The sequence below is a fragment of the Alteromonas naphthalenivorans genome, from assembly GCF_000213655.1.
GTDB lineage: Bacteria > Pseudomonadota > Gammaproteobacteria > Enterobacterales > Alteromonadaceae > Alteromonas > Alteromonas naphthalenivorans.
The window spans coordinates 1,058,405-1,078,307 of the sequence record NC_015554.1 but is presented as its reverse complement, the minus strand read 5'-3'; the positions used below and the strand labels follow the sequence as shown (position 1 = coordinate 1,078,307).

General features: G+C 43.0%; 15 protein-coding genes and 2 pseudogenes. 9 read left to right on the top strand and 8 right to left on the bottom strand.

The genetic code is table 11. From position 1 onward, the window contains the following. Positions 1-180 precede the first annotated feature (180 nt). The 5 genes and pseudogenes from AMBT_RS04615 to AMBT_RS04595 all read left to right on the top strand — a co-directional run. Positions 181-630: a GNAT family N-acetyltransferase gene (locus tag AMBT_RS04615; RefSeq protein ID WP_013783418.1), complete on the top strand. Its 450-nt coding sequence runs from the start codon at positions 181-183 to the stop codon at positions 628-630. A 340-nt stretch (positions 631-970) separates the two neighbouring features. Beyond that, positions 971-1,318 carry a type II toxin-antitoxin system RelE/ParE family toxin gene (locus AMBT_RS04610; protein ID WP_013783417.1) on the top strand — a complete coding sequence of 116 codons (348 nt, stop codon included), beginning with the start codon at positions 971-973 and terminating at the stop codon, positions 1,316-1,318. Beyond that, on the top strand, positions 1,311-1,595 hold the full coding sequence (locus AMBT_RS04605) for a helix-turn-helix domain-containing protein (protein WP_013783416.1): 285 nt from the start codon (positions 1,311-1,313) through the stop codon (positions 1,593-1,595). The genes AMBT_RS04610 and AMBT_RS04605 overlap by 8 nt, the downstream gene beginning before the upstream one ends. Before the next feature lie 405 nt (positions 1,596-2,000). After that, positions 2,001-2,642, top strand: a complete 642-nt coding sequence (gene lepB / locus AMBT_RS04600) for a signal peptidase I (RefSeq protein ID WP_013783414.1) — start codon at positions 2,001-2,003, stop codon at positions 2,640-2,642. A gap of 298 nt (positions 2,643-2,940) precedes the next feature. Then, a pseudogene (locus AMBT_RS04595) lies at positions 2,941-4,212 on the top strand (TonB-dependent receptor plug domain-containing protein); the annotation flags it as partial. Positions 4,213-4,241: 29 nt separating this feature from the next. On the opposite strand, the gene AMBT_RS04590 reads toward AMBT_RS04595, so the two are convergent. Next, positions 4,242-5,003, bottom strand: coding sequence for an IS5 family transposase (locus AMBT_RS04590; protein ID WP_013783868.1), 762 nt, complete (start codon positions 5,001-5,003; stop codon positions 4,242-4,244). A 92-nt stretch (positions 5,004-5,095) separates the two neighbouring features. On the opposite strand from AMBT_RS04590, the pseudogene AMBT_RS04585 reads away from it, so the two are divergent. Continuing rightward, positions 5,096-6,415, top strand: a pseudogene (locus tag AMBT_RS04585) (TonB-dependent receptor domain-containing protein); the annotation flags it as partial. A 38-nt stretch (positions 6,416-6,453) separates the two neighbouring features. On the opposite strand, the gene AMBT_RS04580 reads toward AMBT_RS04585, so the two are convergent. From AMBT_RS04580 to AMBT_RS04560, 5 genes are all read right to left on the bottom strand, one after another. Beyond that, positions 6,454-6,849, bottom strand: a complete 396-nt coding sequence (locus AMBT_RS04580) for an MAPEG family protein (RefSeq protein WP_013783410.1) — start codon at positions 6,847-6,849, stop codon at positions 6,454-6,456. A 114-nt stretch (positions 6,850-6,963) separates the two neighbouring features. Then, a complete protein-coding gene (gene adk / locus AMBT_RS04575; RefSeq protein WP_013783409.1) occupies positions 6,964-7,608 on the bottom strand; it encodes an adenylate kinase in 645 nt (214 codons plus the stop codon). Positions 7,609-7,920: 312 nt separating this feature from the next. Next, complete coding sequence (gene htpG / locus AMBT_RS04570) at positions 7,921-9,843, bottom strand: molecular chaperone HtpG (RefSeq protein ID WP_013783408.1); 1,923 nt, start codon at positions 9,841-9,843, stop codon at positions 7,921-7,923. Positions 9,844-9,952: 109 nt separating this feature from the next. Continuing rightward, positions 9,953-10,552 (bottom strand): recombination mediator RecR, encoded by a 600-nt coding sequence (gene recR, locus AMBT_RS04565; protein ID WP_013783407.1) that lies wholly within the window; start codon positions 10,550-10,552, stop codon positions 9,953-9,955. 97 nt (positions 10,553-10,649) lie between these two features. Beyond that, positions 10,650-11,597 carry a hypothetical protein gene (locus AMBT_RS04560; RefSeq protein WP_013783406.1) on the bottom strand — a complete coding sequence of 316 codons (948 nt, stop codon included), beginning with the start codon at positions 11,595-11,597 and terminating at the stop codon, positions 10,650-10,652. A gap of 472 nt (positions 11,598-12,069) precedes the next feature. Here AMBT_RS04560 and AMBT_RS04555 point away from each other — a divergent pair, with 472 nt between their 5' ends. From AMBT_RS04555 to AMBT_RS04545, 3 genes are all read left to right on the top strand, one after another. Then, complete coding sequence (locus AMBT_RS04555) at positions 12,070-13,557, top strand: choice-of-anchor L family PEP-CTERM protein (protein WP_013783405.1); 1,488 nt, start codon at positions 12,070-12,072, stop codon at positions 13,555-13,557. Positions 13,558-13,579: 22 nt separating this feature from the next. Beyond that, a complete protein-coding gene (locus tag AMBT_RS04550) occupies positions 13,580-14,215 on the top strand; it encodes a peptidoglycan-binding domain-containing protein (protein ID WP_049791746.1) in 636 nt (211 codons plus the stop codon). Between the two features lie 343 nt (positions 14,216-14,558). Further along, entirely contained in the window at positions 14,559-16,325 is a 1,767-nt protein-coding gene (locus AMBT_RS04545) for a vanadium-dependent haloperoxidase (protein ID WP_013783403.1), read from the top strand. A gap of 268 nt (positions 16,326-16,593) precedes the next feature. Here AMBT_RS04545 and AMBT_RS04540 read toward each other — a convergent pair whose 3' ends face one another. Together AMBT_RS04540 and dnaX are read right to left on the bottom strand one after the other, a co-directional pair. Beyond that, a complete protein-coding gene (locus AMBT_RS04540) occupies positions 16,594-16,920 on the bottom strand; it encodes a YbaB/EbfC family nucleoid-associated protein (protein ID WP_013783402.1) in 327 nt (108 codons plus the stop codon). A gap of 38 nt (positions 16,921-16,958) precedes the next feature. Beyond that, positions 16,959-19,892 (bottom strand): DNA polymerase III subunit gamma/tau, encoded by a 2,934-nt coding sequence (dnaX, locus tag AMBT_RS04535; RefSeq protein WP_013783401.1) that lies wholly within the window; start codon positions 19,890-19,892, stop codon positions 16,959-16,961. Positions 19,893-19,903 lie beyond the last annotated feature (11 nt).

Below are 19,903 nucleotides of genomic sequence, written 5' to 3'. Positions count from 1 at the left end.
CGAAATTACAACACATAACATGTAGGGAGCAAGTTACTAGCGTAACTTGCTCCCTTTTTATTTTCATGAACCTCTCATCTTATTGCCTCACTGATTTTCTATTTATTTCTCCTTGTAGCATTGTTTTTTATCACTATGCCTAAATATTTTTATCTCTTTTGGGAAGCATTGAGGATTTATATGGATATTAGTTTACGAGAAGTCACCAAAGACAATTGGCTAGATATTATTCATCTAGAAATTACAAAAGAGCAAGAAAACTATGTGGCGTTAAATTCGGAATCTATCGCCGAATCAAGCTTCTACCCTCATTATGTTAACAGAGCTATTTATCAAGGTGATGAAGCTGTAGGTTTTATTCAATATTATCAGGAGTTAGAAGAAAACCTACCCGACGAGTTTTATATTGCGCAATTTATGGTTGACGTCAAACATCAGGGGCAAGGCATTGGAAAAATTGCGACCGAACAAGTTATTAAAGAAATGAGCGTAATCCCTGCCTGTAAAAAGATAACAATACTCTATATGCCAGGGCACCATGCAATGCGAAAGTTCTATTCACAGTTCGGCTTTGTTGTAACCGAGGAAGATGACGAAGACGGTGTTGTGATGGAGCTTGAAGTTAAATAATGCAATCTGCCTTAGGACAGTTTTTTCGCTAAGGTTTAGCTTAGCAAAGCATCGTGTAAGCTGATTCTCATCCTATGATGTATTCTTTATGTGCTAACCGGTGTTATGTAAAGTCTCGGTATTGCTGACAGTCGGAAATAAACAAACAGTAGACCCTCAGGGTTTAGGTTTTAAATTTCCGAGTTGTGCCATAAAGGGCTGTTCGCGCTGAGGGTTTATAAATACTAACAAAGCATCGAAGTAGAGGACGCCCTTGAGATATCTGAAGGAATTGATAGTTAGACGTGCAGTTTAAGTTTTTTAAGTTGAATACAGTAATCCATTGGATTACTATGGTGCTATGAGAACGACAATAGCCGAACTACCAGAATTTATAAAGCGAGCAGATGCGCTATTAAGTGAATCTGAACGAAAAGGTGTCATTGATTACTTATCTGAACATCCGAAAGCAGGCGATGTTATGGAAGGTACTGGTGGGATTAGAAAGTTGCGTTGGAGCAAAGGTAATAAGGGTAAGAGTGGGGGTGTACGTGTTATTTATTATTATCATGATGAACGTATTCCACTTTTTCTATTAACAATATTTGGCAAAAACGAAAAAGCTAATTTAGTCAAAGCAGACAGAAATACTTTATCTAAACTAGTCAAGCTGCTAACTACAAAAGCGTTGGAGAAATATAATGACTAATGCATTCAATAGTATCGCTCAAGGTTTGCAAGAAGCCATCGATTTTACTGAAGGAAAAAAAGTCGAAGCTAAAATCCATAGAGCACCAGAAGTCAACGTTGTAGAAATACGCCGTAATCTTGGTCTAACCCAAATGGAGTTCGCTTCAAAGCTTTGCATCAGCGTTTCAACTTTACGTCACTGGGAACGAGGTGATCGCAATCCACAAGGACCAGCACTTGCTTTATTAAATGTCGTAGCTAAAGAGCCTAAAGCTGTTATGAGGGCGCTTGGGTAAAACGCTAATCAAGCGTTGGAATGTATGCGGTATTCAGTAACCACGAGCGTCTGGTATTGCGCTGAAGTTCGTATTCACGACTAAAATTTGAATTCAGGAATTTTTTCTTCAAACAGCGTCATGCTTATTTTGGCATCAGGGGCCGCAAAACGTACATTGCAGTACTTCAATAGTAAAGCTTATAACACTCAACCGCCTGCCAGAATCGACCAAGCACTAGCATGAGAACTGTAGGCTGGGGTGAAATAAAGAACACACATCTTGAAACACTTTCAGTATGAACTGTTCCCAATCTAAACCCTCTATACTTCTAGCTCCTTTGCGGCTATTAGCGCCATAATCTATTTAGTGCATGGCAACGAACTACAGTTACGCCGTATTAACCACCTATTGTTAGGAATAAAGATGAAGCAACAAACTGGCTCGTTTATTAAAAGAAACTTACCTTTCATACTATTTGTTGTACTGATGTTTTCATTCAGAAGCAGTGTGGCAGATTACTATCATGTACCTTCGGGTTCTATGGAGCCCACCATTCAGGTGGGAGATCGGATAGTGGTAGATAAAAGTGCCTACACCCTCGAACTGCCTTTTACCAATGTGGTGCTTAGCCAAACGGGAGATATCGCCCGTGGTGACATTGTGGTTATTCAAAGTAGCGCGGCCGATACGCGGTTAGTTAAGCGCGTTGTCGCTATTGCTGGCGACACGGTTAGCTTGAGTAACAACACGCTAACCGTAAATGATGAGCACGCCGTAATACAGAGGCGCGACCACTATGTTTTCCAAGAAAATATAGGCGATAGTCAGCGCAGTATTCAGCTATTACCTGTACAAGGGGCGCGCTCGTCATTTAATGAAGTTGTTGTACCTGATAAACATGTGTTGGTGATGGGTGATAACCGAAATAACAGCGTAGATTCACGTTATTACGGCTTTATTCCTGTTGAAGAGGTCCAAGGACGTGCTACCCGTGTGGCTTTTTCATTAGACAAAGAAAATTACTACTTACCAAGAGGAGAGCGTTCTTTGCTAGCGCTTCAATAATATCAGTTCTACAGGCATGCCCTCAAACGGGTATGCCCTCCCTCTCTTTTATTACTGCCTTACCCAACTTCCCACAAATTTGCCTACATTTGCCAGTTACTCTATGTCAACGATGAGCCTCAGCGCTTCTGGTCTCTGCTCATTTTCCATTTGTACACAATTTGTAACTAAGTCTATTCAAAAACAATAGCTTGCCAGCTTGCTACTTTACCCACGTTAATGCTATTGATTAATTAGTAACCATTCGCGTTACTGAGATAAAAAATAACAAGTTAAATGGAACCATAAGGAAATCACAATGAAACATGGTGTTAAATTTAGTACGCTCACACTCGCACTGGCTGGACTCTCCTCAATCTCTTCCTCGCAAGCGCAACAAGCAGAAGAACAAGCTGAGGGAGTAGAACGTATAGCAGTAACAGGCTCTCGTATCAAACGAACCGATATTGAAGGCCCCTCTCCTATTCAATCGATAGATGCCACCATGATAAAAGGCATGGGGTATGAGAACTTACAACAATTACTAGAACGCATGCCGGCCACCGGTGCGGGTACTTTCTCAACCCGTAACAATAGCCAAGACTCAACCGCAAATGGTGCGGCCTCTGTGTCCCTTAGAGGTATGGGTCCAGATGCCACCTTAGTACTTATTAATGGCCGACGTGTTGCCATCAGTGCATTTGCAGAAAGCATTACCAATTCATTTGTTGATATTAATGCTATTCCCGTATCGGCCATTGAACGCATCGATATTTTAAAAGACGGTGCATCAGCTATTTACGGTTCAGATGCCGTGGCCGGTGTAGTAAACGTTATTTTGAAGAAAGACTATGATGGTTTAGAAGTAAACGTAGGCTATGGCGGTACCACAGGGCCAAGCTACGGCGAAACCACGGCTAATATGCTGTGGGGCAGCCAAAGTGAAAAAAGCAGCGCTACTGTCATTCTCGATTACTTTAACAACAGCCAGCTAGGCGCTGACGAAATGGGCCGGTTTGGTACTGCCAATCAATCGCCTTATGGCGGTATGGATTTTCGTTCTTCTCGCGGGTATCCAGGTTATTTCTATGTTGACGGCGTTAAAACTATCGATCCCGATTGCCCAGCCGATAGCGCCACTGCATCTGGTAGTTGTTTGTTCGACTATGGCCCATACGGCCTCACTATTCCTGCATCGGAGCGCGTCGGCTTTATTGGTCAATTCGATTATAAAATTTCGTCAGATGTTACCGCGTTTATGGAAGTCGCCGTACAGCACAATACCTCTGAAGCTGGCGGTGCAGCCACGCCCCTTGATGAAGATGCGGGCTTAACCGTACCTGGCACCCATCCTGATAACCCTTTCGGGCAAGATATTGATATTGGCCGTTACCGCCCTGTGGATGCGGGCGCCAGACGCTGGGATATTGAAACCGATACACTTAGGTTTGTAGCAGGCTTACGAGGCCAAATTTTTGACTACGATTGGGAAGCATCTGTCCAAAAAGGCAGAAGTAGTTCTGAACAAAGCGGCGATCAATCGCAAGGTTGGGTTCGCGTAGATTGGCTACAGGAACAGATTGACCTAGGGCCTGTTGATCTTTGCTGCATATATTTCACTCAGCAGTACATGGGTAGCCACATCATCGAAAATGCCAGTGATACCATGCTGGCATAATTCCTTGCTAACTTTTCATACCTCGTTGATATTGAACGATAATGCTTTATTCGAGCAAAGGCGTTTTCAACTAGGTGGCGATATTTATAGAGGCACCAATCAACGCTGCCTTTGTCTATATCTTGGCCATAGTTCCGTTTCGGTATGACGGAGATACCTCCTTTGGCTTCAATATATTCTCTTAATGCGTCACTATCGTAGCCTTTGTCACCTACGAAAATGTTTACTTCCCTTAAATGGTCAACCAGACTTTGAGCCCGAGCTATATCATTTCTCTGGCCTTCTGATAGTTCAAAATAAATTGGAAGCCCACCACTATCCACGGCTAAATGAATTTTTGTGGAGTTACCACCTCGGCTTTTTCCAATGCACTCATTATCCTTAGTAGCTGCTCCGGCACTATGCTGATGAGCTTTGACAATCGAACCATCAGCAAAGACCCAGTCGTAATCAGCCAGTTTGGCTAACTCATTGAATAACATATTCAATAAACCTTTCTTCGACCATAAATTGAATCGGCGATAAACGGCGCTCCAACCGCCGAATTCTGTTGGTAAATCACGCCAAGGAATTCCTGTTCTCAGCCGGAAGAGTATCCCTTCAAACGTCATTCTATGTTCTGGTTTATTGTAAATGCGGCCTGTACTCTTCATTACTTGAAGTAGCTTTTGCCACCGCTTATCAGTTAGCATTAGTCTCGGCATGGTAGTGAGTTGTTCTTTTACTTTTGGCGAAGCAAATTATAACTCTTTACCATGCTGCTCAAAAACCAATCACGAAAGATCAACACGCCTTAGGTAACTACAATCCTTTCGGTGGTGTAACTAACTCACCTGAGGTTATTGATGCCATTACCACCAGCTTGGTTCGCCGAGGTGAATCACGCATGACTAGCTTCGATGCTCACATTACTGGCGAAGCGTTTGCGTTAGGTGATGAAATGGTCATGATGGCAGCGGGTATAGAGTACCGTGAAGAGCAAGTATCAGACATTCCAGACATTCAATTCCAGCAAGGGCTCATTTTTGGTACTGAATCTGTTTCTGCTAACGCAGAGCGCGACCAATACGCCGCCTATTTAGAATTATCAATTCCGCTCTCTGATCAACTAGAGCTTCAATTGGCGGGTCGTTACGACGACTACAGCGACTTTGGTAACACGACCAACCCGAAAGTTGCGCTACGCTGGGCGCCAAGCGACGAAGTTACCCTTCGTGCTTCGTGGGCGCAAGGGTTCAGAGCACCATCATTGGCACAAGTAGGTTTAGGCCCTTCGCAGAAGAGTGTGTTCTTTGTAGATAGATACCGCTGTGAAGCAACAGGTTTAGACTGCGAATCATTAGATTATAATATTGAGTTTGCGGGTAACCCAGATTTGGAAGCGGAAGAGTCTGAATCGTGGAATGTGGGCGCTATTTGGGCACCTACACAAGAACTTGGTCTAAGCGTTGATATTTGGAGTATCACCCAAGACAACAAAATTGATGAGCAGCAATTTGGTTTGGTATACGACACTGAGTGTAATAACCAAGATAGCGAAATTTGCGTACGCTTAGATCCACAAGGCAGCGCTAGCTTAGGGGTTATCCAAAAGATATTTAATACCTACCAAAACGTGTCTTCACAAGAAGCTGCAGGTATCGATTTAAGTGCAAACTACATGCTTACCCTAAACGACTACGGTGACGTGAAGTTCAATCTTGATTGGTCTTATCTTACCGAGTTTGAAAAGGATGGTTTAGATTACACTGGTGAGTATGGGTATCCTGAGCACCGCTGGTTGTTTGGCACAACGTGGAGCAAAGGTGCGTTTGACGCTAACTTGAATATTAGTTTTGTGGGTGAATTTGAAGATACACCGGATATCGACTTCGACGGCGTGTTAGATTTTGAAGAAAACACATCCCGAATGGTCGATTCACAAGTGCTAGTGGATATTCAAGGTGGCTACAACGTGACTGATACTATCCGACTTGTACTTGGCGTAAACAACGTACTTGATGAAGAACCACCTTTTGCTATTGGCGATGGCGATAGCGACCTTTATGGGTATGTGGGTAGTATCCACAATCCACGCGGCCGCTTCGTATATACCAAAGCAACGTTTAGGTTCTAAACGTTAGCACTCACTGTGATTGCCTGAATGTCAGGCAATCACAATCCAAAATGAATAAGCATTAAGTTAGCAATGGCCGCGACTAACATGGCCAAAAATGTCAGCATCATACCTGCAATACGCTGCCAGCTTGCTCCACTATGATGTCTTAATCCATAAGCATGGAAAATGCGTCCGAATAAAAGTGCACATGCAAGTGCATGTACCGCCCAACCTTGCCCAGTATTCGCTTCAAAGCAAGCGACCATAATGAGGGTAATAGGAACATATTCACTAAAATTTCCATGAGCGCGACTGAGCCTTTTCAGGTCTTCATTACCACCGTCACCCAAGCTAATTTGATTTTTTCTACGAACCCCTATTACTAAAAAAGACAAGTATAGGTAGCAAATCCCCAACAGACTGGCATAAAACGCCGTTATAGGTAATACCATGAGTTAGCTCCACGTTTATATTAGTTATTCTGCAATTATTAAACGCTATTCGCTTATAACATACAAGTAACAAAAAAGGCCGCAGTAGCGGCCTTTACAAATCAACAAGCTTAATTAACCTAGAAGTTCAGCAAGCTCTGCACTTACTTCATCTACTGGGCGTGTGCCGTCTAACTTGTGGTATTCGCAGTTGCCAGCATCAGCTTCAGCACTATAGTAATTAACTAACGGCTTAGTTTGCTCATGGTAAATCGCAAGACGTTTACGTACTGTTTCTTCTTTATCATCATCACGGATAATAAGGTCTTCACCAGTATCGTTGTCTTTCCCTTCCTCTTTAGGTGGGTTGTAAACAACATGGTAAACACGACCTGAAGCAGGATGAACACGACGGCCACCCATACGCTCAACAATTACATCATCCGGTACGTCAAACTCAATACAATGGTCGACAGAAACACCCGCTTCTTTCATTGCATCAGCTTGAGGAATTGTACGTGGGAAGCCATCTAACAAGAAACCATCTTTACAATCGTCTTGCGCAATACGCTCTTTAACCAGCCCGATAATGATTTCGTCAGATACCAACTTACCTTCATCCATTACACGCTTGGCTGCAAGGCCCATTTCCGTACCTGCTTTTATAGCAGCACGAAGCATGTCTCCGGTAGAAATTTGGGGGATCCCATATTTGCCCATTAAAAACTGAGCTTGTGTGCCCTTACCCGCGCCAGGAGCGCCGAGAAGAATAATTCGCATGAGTGCGTTCTCCGCTTATGATTTTGAACTTTTTTACTTGGGGCACTTTACACATTCAGCACCACAGTGACAAGTCTAAGCCCTACTGTAGAGGGAAACTAAACACTTATGATGAATATATATACTACTTATGGCCCGTTATAAAATCCGACTTTGGTCTTAACTCACTGCTTACTTTCAAACGTACCGAATGAAGTTAGCTAAAGGAGGAAAATATAGCATAAATTAACGTGCAAAATAGATTTAAAGACCCTAGAAACAAAAAACGGGCATTACGCCCGTTTTATATTAATTAACTTTTAATAATGAAGCTTATTTCGCTAACTTCATTAATAAAGTGTTTAAGTTTTGCACAAACGTTGAAGGGTCTTTTAAACTACCCTGTTCAGACAATGCCGCTTGGTCAAACAATACACCAACCCATTGCTTAAACAAATCTTCGTCTTGCGTTTCTGCTAAGGTTTTAACCAAAGCATGTTCTGGGTTAAGTTCGAATAGGTACTTAACGTCAGGCACAGGCTGACCTGCAGCTTGCATCAACTTCATCATCTGTGTAGTCATGCCGTTGTCATCAGCAACAATGCACGCCGGAGAATCAGTTAGACGGTGGGTAAACTTAACGTCTACTACTTTATCGCCAAGGGCTGCTTTAGCACGCTCAACAATACCCTCTACTTCTTTCTCTGCTTCTTCTTGGGCTTTCTTAGTATCTTCATCTTCAAGGTCGCCTAAATCTAAGTTTGCTTTCGCAATAGATTCAAACTGCTTCTCGTTGAAATCAGTTAAGTGCGACATTAACCACTCGTCAATGCGCTCACCCATTAGCAATACTTCAATGCCTTTCTTACGGAAGATTTCTAAGTGCGGGCTAGATTTAGCAGCTTGTAAGCTGTCCGCCGTTACGTAGTAAATCTTATCTTGGCCTTCTTTCATGCGCTCAATGTAATCTGCCAACGACACAGTTTGTGCATCAGATGTACTATTGGTTGATGAGAAGCGAAGTAAACCAGCAATTTTTTCACGATTGTTATGGTCTTCAGAAGGACCTTCTTTCAGCACGTTACCAAATTCGTTCCAGAATGACTGGTACTTATCGGCGTCGTTCTTGGCCATTTTCTCAAGCATTTGAAGTACGCGTTTAGTACAACCTTGACGCAATGCTTGGGTTACCTTGTTGTCTTGTAGAATTTCACGAGACACATTAAGTGGCAAGTCGTTGCTGTCTAGAAGACCTTTAACGAAGCGCAAGTAATTAGGCATAAACTGCTCGGCGTCATCCATGATGAAAACGCGCTGAACATACAGTTTTAAACCGTGCGCTTGGTCGCGGTTCCACATATCAAACGGGGCTATAGAAGGAATGTACAACAAACTTGTATATTCTGTCTTACCTTCAACTTTGTTATGCGCCCATGCAAATGGGTCGGCAAAATCGTGAGAAATGTGCTTATAGAATTCTTTATATTCTTCATCAGAAATGTCTGACTTTTCACGCGTCCACAAAGCAGTAGCTTTATTGACAAGTTCCCACTCACCTGGCTGTGCTGGGGTCTTCTCGCCATCAGGGCCTTCGCTTTCAGGCACTTCTTCTTTCCACATTTTAACCGGAATACTAATGTGGTCTGAGTATTTGCTAACAATTGAACGTAAACGCCAATCATCAGCGAATTCTTTTTCGTCTTCACGAAGGTGCAATACAATTTCAGTACCGCGAGTTGGTTTGTTGATTTCTGCTAAGGTGAATTCACCCTCGCCTTCAGAAATCCACTCAACGCCTTGTGAAGCATCTGCGCCAGCGGCACGAGTGCGAACAGTCACTTTGTCAGCAACGATAAATGCTGAGTAAAAGCCAACACCGAACTGACCAATCAGTTGTGAGTCTTTTGCATTGTCGCCAGAAAGCTTACTGAAGAAATCTTTTGTACCCGACTTTGCGATAGTACCTAAGTTGGCTATCACTTCATCGCGGTTCATACCAATGCCGTTATCAGCAATAGTTACCGTGCCCGCTTCTTTATCTACACTAATTTTTACGTTTAGGTCGCCATCATTTTCATAAAGGCTGTCGTTTTCTAGTGCGCGGAAACGTAGCTTGTCTGCTGCATCGGCAGCGTTAGATACAAGCTCACGTAGGAAGATTTCTTTATTTGAATACAAAGAATGAATCATCAGATGTAGAAGTTGTTTTACTTCCGTCTGAAAACCGTGGGTTTCTTTATGGGCTGTTTCAGCCATAATCCAATATCTCCTCGTTGAATGGATCACGTTACTTTCAAACAGGTAAGGTCGAACTCGCAGTTTTCAACAGCAAAGCGAAAAAATATTATTGGGGAAGCGCCGCAATTTAGAGTTTGCGGCGACCAGAAAAGGCGTGAGTAAGGGTATTACCATCTATATATTCAAGCTCGCCACCAACGGGCACACCGTGAGCAATACGAGACGCTTCAACATTATGTGCCGCGCAAAGCTGGGCTATGTAATGCGCAGTGGCTTCACCTTCCACCGTGGGGTTGGTGGCAAGGATCACTTCGTTAATGCCACCTGCACTAAAACGGGTTTCTAATTCATTGAGGCCAATTTCTTCAGGCCCTACTCCGTCGATAGGCGACAAATGCCCCATCAATACAAAGTACTGGCCTTTATAACTAAGCGTTTGTTCGATTGCCAAAACATCTTGCGGGCTTTCAACAATGCATAATAAGCCACTGGCTTCGCGCTCTGGATGACGGCAAATCTCGCACAGCTCATCTTCTGTAAACGTTCTGCAGCGCTGACAGTGGTGAATATGCTCCATGGCGTTGTGCAGCACATTACTTAAATCTATTGCCCCTTTGCGATTACGTTCCAAAAGATGAAACGCCATTCGCTGGGCACTCTTATTACCTACCCCAGGAAGGCAAGTTAACGCTTGAATTAATTCATTCAGTAACGGGCTAAACTTCATACAAACTACTTATCATGTTAAATCGGTTACGAAACAACTACGCATTTTACTCACTAAAAGTGCTTGTTGCACACTCTCAATAAAAGTTTGCTATAGGCTAGTTTGGCTCAATTATTTTTTCTTTTGGCTTTGCTGCCTTTCGAATCAATTTTTTATGCACTTCATCGAGTTTAATCACATACGCATTTCCGCCGAAAATACCTTTAAATTTCTCGTCGGTAAATATAATGGTGTTGTCGTCTTTAAAAGTGACCGCCTCTTTTTGCGTAATCAACCCTAAATCAATGCGGTAAACATCGCCGGAGAAGAACTTATCCCCTTTGAAGTTTTCGAATAACCAAATACTAGTGGAATCCAATAGCGCTAGCTTAGTTCTGTCGGGGCTTAATGCCGCCGACGTTATCCAGCACAGTTTCTCCATGGTAGTACAGGTTTTAAAAGAGTCGATTAATTCGGCATCAAAGTTAGCCGCATGATCACCCACTTTATATACGTTGGTAATACCATCAAAGGGCTCAGTTCTATTTTTGGTGAATAAATAAAGGTGGCGTCCTAGTGCAACAAAGGCTTCTAAATCGAAGTTACGATCATTCGGTTTAACCGGTGTTTTCCCGTCCATTTCAGGGTAGGTAAACTTAATAATTTCGGCGTTCGTCGACTCGGTTTTAATATCGATAGGGTTTTCTATCTTGTAAATAGTCAGCCATTTTCTGTCGTTATCATTATTACCAAAATCGCCTAGGAAAAAGTGTCCGAAGTCGTTTTGGGTAATATCTTCCCAATCAATGTTTTTAGCATTGGCTACCATGACTTCTTTGGTAATGTCGCCGTTATCATCTAAACGATATAATTTGGGATCATCCCCACTGTCGTTAATAGCCCAAAGAAACCCTTTTTTATCGTATTCGATACCAGAAATTTCATTCAACTTAGGGTCTACGGATAACTGTTTTTTGCTATATAGCCTGTGAGTTGAAATGCCAAATAAGGTAATGGCTACAACAGCGACTACTGTCACCGACAGGATAATACTTTTTTTCAGCATGAAAATGTTGATATTTCTGAAGATTAAGATGGAACGTATTATTACTGATGGTCTACCATAACTAAAGCGTTTTATGCCGAACTTACTGACCAATCAGTTGAAGCAAACCAATCCGAAATTATAGGTAAAGCCTTCGTTTAATAAAAAGCTGAAACTAGCTATGTAAAGACTCCACATACACAGCGCTAACGTGCTATCAATAAAATAGAACCCACTAAAATACATAGACTTAGTTAACATAAACTTCATTTTCAACCATTTATAGATAGATATAAATTTAAGTGATAGAAATAACACACTTTCCAAACAGCCCTAAACCGTCAATAATTTTTACACAGAAAGATTAGAAATTAAAAATAACCAATAAATTCAATAAATTAAAAACTGGCCAATTTCTTGCTGGGGCATTTTCGAACTTCATAAATTGATCATTCAAAAAAATAAAAATTTTAGAACATCAGGGATGTAGTAAATGCCTACCTTTAAAAAAATCATAAAAATTAGTACTTTCTCGTTTAGCCTTTTATTTTCTGCTCAATATGCCAATGCAATTGTTATTGAAAGCAGTGACTCAGCCGAAATTTTAACCGATGCGCTATTTATTAATAATTCAGGCTTAACAATTACCGAGCAATCGCTGTCGGGCCAATTTGGTCAAGCTGGCTTTTATACTAATAACTCAGTAACCTACGGTCTTCCAAGTGCTGGCGGTATTGTCTTTAGTACAGGTCAAGTAAGCGATTATGTCGATGGGCCGAATGAATATATCGATACTGGTTCTGAAGTAGTCGAAATCCCTCTTCCCTCGGCCAATGACGGCAACTTGGCAGAAGCAGAGTTTTCTAACAACCCTGTAGAGATTTTTGAGCAAAGTGAAACGAATGAAGGTGGAAATGAGCAGCCTGGGCTAGAAGGCGGAAATGAGCAGCCAGGGCCAGAAGATGGTGGCGGCGAGGAATATGTACCTCAAAACCCAGCCTCAGCGGCACAAAACACAATTTTAACCCCAATTACCGGGCAAGCTGAACATTTCGATGCTGTGCAATTAGATATTACTTTTGATGTATCTGATGATGTGAGTACTGTGTCATTTATTGCGGCCTTCGGCTCAGAAGAATTTCCAGGCTATGTTGATAGTGAATATACCGACGGCTTTGCCCTATTATTTAACGGTGCTAATGTAGCTTTTGCACCTGTGGCTGAGCTTGCCGTAGACGGTGTATTTGCCCCTATCTCAATCGACCACCCTGACTTCGAGGCCATTGAAGGCACAGAATTGAACGGTTTATTAGCACCAAATGGCATTCCGCTTTTACAATTCGATATTCCCGTAGAGCCAGGCAGTACTGGAAATACGTTTACTATGTTGCTAGCTGATGCATCAGACGATGCATTAGACACAACAGTATATTTAAGCAGCTTTGGTAATTTTGCCGTAGAAAATGGTGAGTCGGAATTTACACCGTTAATGCCGGATGAAGATGTTGAAGTAGGTGAAGAGAGCGAATTTGTATTCACGCTACCGGAGGTTGATGCAGGCGAAACCATTTGGTTCGATCCAGATGTATCGACCGGCTACACGTACACCGCTGGGAACAGTGGTCAATTTGCCAGTGTTACCGCACCGACTTTACTCAGCGTAAATGATGACGATGGGTACCTAATCACCTTTAGCAATTCGTTAGGAGATGAGTACACAGAAGCTTTAATGGCGGGACAAACCTTCGACTTCCCTTTTCCTGTCTCAACGTTCACCCTGACAGGTATTAATGAAGACCTTATGTTAGACCCTACAGATCCAACAGCATTCGTTACCGGTGTTTCTTTTGCTGACCCAGGTTCGTATACAATAACCCAAGCTGCTATTGTGACATCTACCACCAGCGTGCCAGCACCTTCAACGATTGCAATATTCTTACTTTCACTTGTTGGCATTTCGCTAGTTCGCAAACGCAAGTAAACGTAAAAGTAATGGAGAGGGGGTGCTAAACCCGCCCCCGTATTTAGTAAAGATGAAGAAGTATGTCGTAACCTTAGTAGTTATTTTATTCTCATTTTGTGCCGTAGCGGCAGATGAAGAAGGCGCGTTCAACACAAAAGGGGCAGCGAAACGCAGCTGCTCTGAATTTGCAAGTACGTATTCTGAGCAAGGTTCAAAAACATATTTATACGGCGGCTGGCTAGAAGGTTACATCACGGCGTTCAATGCGTTGCAGCAAAAAACGTTTGATATAACGCCATGGCAGACTACTGAACTGATGTTATTGATGCTAAATAAGCATTGCACCGATAATCCAGATCAAAAATTTCTAGATGCCACTAATATTATGCTGCAAGCGTTTTTGCCAACACGCATGTCTACACGTTCCGATATTATCGAGATGTCGATTAACGACAGTACTATTTATATTTATCAAACGGTGCTTGATATGACTGTTGAGGCGTTAGAATCAAGTGGGTATAACATTGATACCGAATCGTCTGACATCGCTTTTAACAAGTCATACGTGGAGGCTATTACCCAATATCAACGGGCAAAAGGTATTGCAGTTACAGGCTTCCCCGACCAGCAAACGCTAGTAAATTTGCTGTTGATAAAGCCCCAAATAAAACGCTAATTAGTTTGGTTGTATTGCAGAAATGCTTTACAACCACTTTCCTTATTAAGCGAAGTACTCTGCTCCCCCCTCTATTTCGCTTCAATTAATACCCATCTTCCACTTTTAATCTAAAAAAACTGCAAATTTTTTTAACTACAAATCTGAGACTTAAACTTTAACAAGACTTAAAACTCAATTTAACAGAATAACGCAGTGTACAAATTTTAACCAATAGTGTTTAATTCTAGGCCGCTAGACAGGGAGGGCTGGCAGTTGTTGTTCAATGATGTATCCCCGTCATCAGTTAGCTACAACTGGAGTAGTGAATAACCACTACTATTCAACGAAAAGGAATACTTCAATGAATGAAACTCAAAATCAACGTTCAAAAGACTCACTAGACTACCGTATTCGTATCGCTTCGCTAAATAGGCATCAGTCCATCCATTCTCAAGTGATGCATATAAATAATGGCGATGAAAAGTCGAGTATCAACTACGCCATGAGCTTTACCAAAGGATTAGAACACAATCCCGAAACTGGCCTTGTTCAAAATGCAGAAACCTGTGAGGCATTAATAGATGCAATTAATGGAGGGGAAATATCGCCTTTCCACGCGATAGATGTACCTACAGCCGAGGGCAAACGCCGGCTTTGGGAAGCGCCAACTGCGGGCTTTGTATTTGATGTTCAAGGCCCTGATGCACAAGAAGTGACAATGGCGCCACCGCCAGGGCTTGGCTCAAGTGAGCTAACCTTTGAAATGGCCGAAGTTTATGAACTAGCGGTTTTACGAGACACCGCTCTCAATAAGTTCAGCGAATTGTCAGATGAGATTGCAGGCCCATGCGAAAGACTAAATAAGCTAAGTTATGCAATGCGCGGCTTCTGTGGACGCCCCAGACTCACTGCAAAAAACGCCTGTGGTGACAAAGTGCTTACGCCCGGAACAGTTTTCAGGGGGTCCTCGCCAGGCGTAGGTATCGGTCCCTACCTCTCTTGCTTCATGTTGATGGGGGGAGGGAATACCAAAAGTAGTGTTGAATCCGGCCTTATTAATTACGGCGCGCAAACCATCAATCAAAAAGTACCAAAAGCAAGTGATAAGAATTTCATGTTGGAATTTGACGAGTGGGTAGCGGTTCAAAACGGTTACAGCCGGAATAACACTCCAAAGACAGGAACGGGGAACTATGAAGAAAACAGTGGAGAGTTAAAACTCACTTTTATTAAAACCCCAAGAGATTTAGCGACATACGTTCATTTCGACGCCCTCTATCAAGCCTATTTAAATGCCTGCCTAATACTACTAAGCCAAAAAGAGAGCCAAGACTTTGCTCCTTTTGATAGTAACTTCGTAAACCTTTCTGGGGAATTTCCTAACTCGCGAGCGGGAGGTTTTGCTTTGTTTGGTGGGCCACATATTCTATCGTTGGTAACAGAAGTGGCAACTCGAGCGCTGAAAGCGGTCAGGTATCAAAAATTTCAAGTGCATAGACGCCTGCGCCCTGAAGTGCTAGCAGCAAGAATAGCCAAATCTGACAATGATGCGTTCAAAGCTGCTGTGGGAGGCGCGGCCAGTACAAATTTCGAGAACATGAAAGCCGATTTATCGGACACATTGGCTAAGATCAATGAACTTTTTCACACGGAAGATTTACTACCGATGGCCTTTGCTGAAGGGTCCCCCATGCACCCTTCTTACGGTGCAGGGCACTCAACTGTTGCAGGAGCGTGCGTGACCGTACTTAAAGCATTTTTCGATACTAATGCGCAGTTAGCCCGAAAAGGAGAATCTGTTTGCTTCGTAAAACCAGAAATTGCTGAACGGGATAATTGGCAACCCGTTAAGATTGTAGCAACTGACAACGACGATACCTTAACTATTGAAGATTCTGATGAAGTGATTACCTTAGAAGCTGAGCTTAACAAACTCGCCGCTAATATATCGATTGGAAGAAATATGGGTGGAGTGCATTTTTTCAGTGACTACTACGATAGTTTGAGAATGGGCGAAGAAATTGCGTTGGGAATACTTAAAGACCAAGCTGAAAGTTACCCTTACGATGCATTTACCTTATCGGTTAAAACGTTTGATGGCGATGAGAAATTAATTACACGCTCTTAAACAGTTGAGACATGTATAAGCAAACATGAAAGGCGTTTTTGATTTACTGTTTCGTTTTATAGCGATGGCGAAAACGAAGTTGCAATAACTATATATTCGAATACTTGGCATTAACCTTATACGTAAATCACTGTCTAATCACACCAGTGGTAATACGGACGCCCTTAGTATTATTTGAATACTGACGAACAAAAAGCCCCGGTTTCACCGGGGCTTTTTGTTACAACGTAATGCTTAACTTACGGTAAGCGTTACTAAAACATTCACATTAAAACGGCATTTTGAAGCCTGGTGGAAGTGACATTCCGCCAGTAACGTCACCCATTTTTTCTTTACTGGTTTCTTGAACGCGGCGAACGGCATCGTTAAATGCAGCGGCAACCAAGTCTTCAATCATGTCTTTATCGTCTTCCATTAACGTGTCGTCAATGTCTACGCGGCGAACGTTATGATTACATGTCATGGTTACCTTAACCATGCCTGCACCGGCTTCACCTGTGACTTCCAGCTTTGCCAAATCGTCTTGCACTTTCTGCATACGATCTTGCATTTGCTGAGCCTGCTTCATCATGTTGCCCATTCCACCTTTAAACATATTCTTTTCTCACTTTGTCTTAGTGTTAGTTAATATTGCTATCGCGCTTTAACCGAGTCGGTCACTATTGATGCGTCGAACGCTGATAACAACGCTTGTATTGTTTCGTCGGTATGTACTACCGATTGTGCATGCGCTTGGCGCATAGCAATAATGTCTTGTTGCAACGCATAGGGCGTTTGTTTTGGCGAGCCAAGGGTGATGGTAATATTCTCCCCTTCGCCAAAACTATGATGCAATACATCAAGCAACTGTTGTTTTGCACTGTCTTTTAGTAGATGCGCCTGACTGTTATCAATTTCAAGCGTTATACCCTGATCATTTCGCAAAAAAGAGGCATGAAGCACCAATTGTTTAAGCAAACCTGCAATAGGCATTTGCTCTACGTCATTGCTCCACTTATCAATTTGGCTCGCATGAACAAGCTTACTACCATCATCCAAATACGCAGCTAGCTTACCTTGATACTGACTTTTGAACTGATTTACTGGCTCAGCACTAAATTCATTACGGGTATCGCTTGGCTCTGATTCTAAAGGCTGAGGTTCTAAAGGCTCTGATTCTAAAGTCTGAGGCTCATTACGAGCTGTTTCGCTATTGCCGCCATACTGCGCCGCGTCAGGCATTGGTGAATCAAAGTGGGTATCTTGCTCGTTGGCAGTAAACGGCTCGTCATTATGCTGCATACCAGTATCCCACGGGGGCATATCGGTTTGGTTTTGCATGCTAGCGTTAGAAGTCGTGTTAGAGCCAACATCTAAATTTGCATTAAAAGTATCAGAGCTTGATGGCGCAGTTGCCGGTGCAGTAGTTGATTCTTGTTGAGCACTGATGTCGTCAGCCGTGCCTTTAGATTGCCTATCATCTCGGCCTTCACTAGAAGGGTCAAGAGAGCTTTGGCTTGAAGCCTTACTCATTCTATCTACAAAGCTAGTAGTTTCGTTCGTCGCTTCAGGCTTTTTCGCCGCTTGTTCTGCGCTTTCATCACGTTTTTGCTTTAATCGCTGTCGTAGCGCGAGCATATCAGCAGTGGATGTTAGCTGTGCCTCTGGTGTGGGTGTAGCGGCTGGCACAGAATCAACAGCTTGCTGCGAAGCAAAATGTGTAGATTGCGTGTCAGGGCCTTCATCAGATAGCGGTGTATTTGTCCGCTGAGCATCGGCGAAATCAGGCGGCATAAATGACGACTCATCATCATCGTAAGGCGGTGGCATATCGTCCATGTATGCATCTGCTGGCGGCATATCATTAAACGGGGCCGAATCTGAAGGAGTATGCTCTGACGCCAAACTTCTGACTGGCTTGCCATACTCACCTGCAGGTTGATTGCTACCCGTAGGCTGATCGTTGCCTGTAAAATGATCACTACCTGTAGAATGATCACTACCTGTAGGCTGATTATTTATTACAGACTGATTGGCATCTGACGGCTGGCCATCTTTTGAATACGCTACCGACTGGGAAGGCTTTACCTGTTGCGAAGGCTCTGCCTGTTCAAAAGACGCTACCTGTTGCGAAGCGGCTTCGCCATACGACTCTTTTTCATGAGCCGAGGCTCCTGGTTCAGGGGGGGTATTCTGTGAAGTGGCTAAATCTGCTATGTCAGAAGAAGATGAAATCTCGTGAGTTCGTGCGCGGTCGGTTTCATCAGTAGCAGTTTCTGCATCTTGAACATTTGCACTGTGAGCATCTTGTTCATTGCTGAAAGCCTCTTCACCGGCTGACGATGACCCAGCGTCTGTGCTTTTAGCACTAAGAGAGTTAGCGGTAGAAGTCGTGCTTTGCGCGTCTTGCTCAGAAATTAGTGTTTTTTTTTCCGCCGATGCAATAGGCAACGAACTATCAACCGTTCCGCTGGCTATCTCAGATGGCGCATCAGCTAAAGGCGTACTAGGTGCAAATGTCATCATACGCATTAACGTCATTTCTAATGCGCTCCTGCCGTCTGATGAGAATGGTAAGTCCTTCCTTCCTTGCAGCGCAATTTGATACAACAACTGCACTTGTTCAGCAGAAATTGATTTAGCAAGTTGGTAAATAGCTTTGGCTGAAGTTGTTTCTAATTTACAGGCTTCAGGCACCCATTGGGTTAACGCTATTTGATGTAGCGTACTGCCTAATTCGGCAAGCACATGATCGTAATCTGGTGCTTGTTCCGACATATCCTGAACCAATTGCATAACATCGGCTGGCGTTTTACTCACCACCGCATGCAATAACTTCACAAGCTGATTTTTATCCATCAAGCCTAGCATGTCGGTAACGACTGAGGCGTTAACCGCATTACCACCTTGTGCAATAGCTTGGTCGGTTAAGCTTAAGGCATCACGCATACTCCCCTGTGCAGCGCGGGCTAACAACGCTAGCGCTTGCGGCTCAAAGGGTAAGGTTTCTTGCTCTAGAATATGATTAAGCTGCCCAACTATTTGCTCTCGCGACAATGCTTTTAAATTGAACTGCAAGCAACGAGATAAAATAGTAATAGGAAGCTTTTGTGGATCGGTCGTGGCCAGTAAAAACTTAACGTGAGGTGGTGGCTCTTCTAACGTTTTTAACAACGCATTAAAGCTATGCTTAGACAGCATGTGTACTTCATCAATAAGATACACTTTATACCGGCCGCGGGTAGGCTTGTATTGTACGTTATCAAGTAGCTCTCGGGTATCTTCTACCTTTGTGCGTGATGCCGCATCAATTTCAAGCAAATCAACATAATTACCCTGCTCTATTTCTTTACAGGTATTACATTGACCACAAGGGTTAGACCCCTGCCCTTCTTCGCAGTTTAAACTCTTGGAAAATATACGAGCAATGGTGGTTTTACCTACCCCTCGCGTACCGGTAAATAGGTACGCGTGGTGCAAGCGGTCGTTATCTAACGCATTCGAAATAGCTGAAACAACATGTTCCTGCCCTACGAGTTCACTAAACTTACCCGGGCGCCATTTACGTGCTAATACCTGATAACTCATTGCTTGTATTT